Genomic DNA, 1,203 nt, shown 5'->3' with positions numbered 1-1,203 from the left:
CAGCCCGGCGCCCTCGGCGGGGATGTTCTCGGCGCCGATCACCTCGACCCGGAACCAGTGCTCGAACAGCGGTCGCCACATCGGCAGCCACACGGTGCTGTGGAAGTGCTCGTCGAAGCCGAACTCGTCGACCTCGTAACCACCGGTCACGCGCGTGGCGATCAGCTCGCCGACACCGTTGATGGCGTCGACGAGCCCCGACAGCGCGCTGACGTCGCCGGTCGCGAGCATCACGTCGACACCCCGCGCGACCTCACGGACGGGACCCAGCGTCTCGGCGTCGACGGGCAGCGCCTCCATCACCTGGCCGAGAGTGTCGCGCACCGAGGTGAGGAACCGGTCGACGATCCGTCCGATCTCGGTGGCGGCGGCGTCGCTGTGGCTGGTGGCGCCGAGGAAGCCCTCGCCCACGATGCGGTCGCTCCGCGAGTCGCGGCGGCCCTCCCCCCAGCGAGGCCCACCGAGTGGCTGGCTCAGGTCGAATTCGGGGCCCCTCACAGCGCCTCCTCCTTGCTCGGATCGGGCTCGTTCGGATCGGGCTCGTTCGGATCGGGCAACGCGCCGATCGCCTCGAGCTCGCACAGCGTGGTGTCCACTCCCGCGCGCAGCCGGTCGGCCACCGGCGCGGGGAGCATGGCGGCGATCTTGGCGGTCTTGCGCTCGAGCGTGGCGCGGGTGATGAGCGGTTCGGTGCCGGAGTCGACCAGGTAGGCGTGCAGTGCCTCCTCGGTGGAGTACCGGGGCGTGAAGCCGAACTCCTCGCGCATGCGCGTGGTGTCCACGGCGCGCCCGAAGCGCAGGTACCGAAGCTGCGAGGCCCCGACGTCGCGCAGGCCCTGACTGGACAGCAGCCGCACGGCCAGCTTGAACGTCTGCGGCGGCACCGGCAGCGGGACGTGCCCGGCCCGCCGGATGGCCTGGGTGAGCGTGAGGATCCCCTCGCCGGCGATGTTGAACGTCCCCGGCGCGGCGCCCATCGTGGCGTGCAGGAGGGCGTCGAGCGCGTCCTGGGGGTGCAGCAACTGGATGCGGGGGTCGTAGCCCGCCAGCACCGGGGAGATCGACGGCGCCAGCAGCTCCCCGAACACCGTGGGTTCGGGCAGTCCGAGGATCGCGGGGATCCGCAGGATCGTCACCTCGATGTCCGGCCGTTTGCGGGACATCCCGCGCACGTAACCCTCGACCGACAGGTGGTCCAGGGGG

At 71.7% G+C, this 1,203-nt stretch carries 2 pseudogenes; both read right to left on the bottom strand.

Annotated features, from left to right (window positions below):
• Window positions 1–498 (bottom strand): annotated as a pseudogene (locus G6018_RS14770) (acyltransferase); the annotation flags it as partial.
• A pseudogene (locus tag G6018_RS14765) lies at window positions 495–1,203 on the bottom strand (nucleoside-diphosphate sugar epimerase); the annotation flags it as partial. The pseudogenes G6018_RS14765 and G6018_RS14770, both read right to left, overlap by 4 nt.

This window comes from Dietzia sp. DQ11-44, from assembly GCF_014145205.1.
Taxonomy (GTDB): Bacteria; Actinomycetota; Actinomycetes; order Mycobacteriales; family Mycobacteriaceae; genus Dietzia; species Dietzia natronolimnaea.
This window is presented reverse-complemented; position numbering and strand designations above follow the sequence as displayed.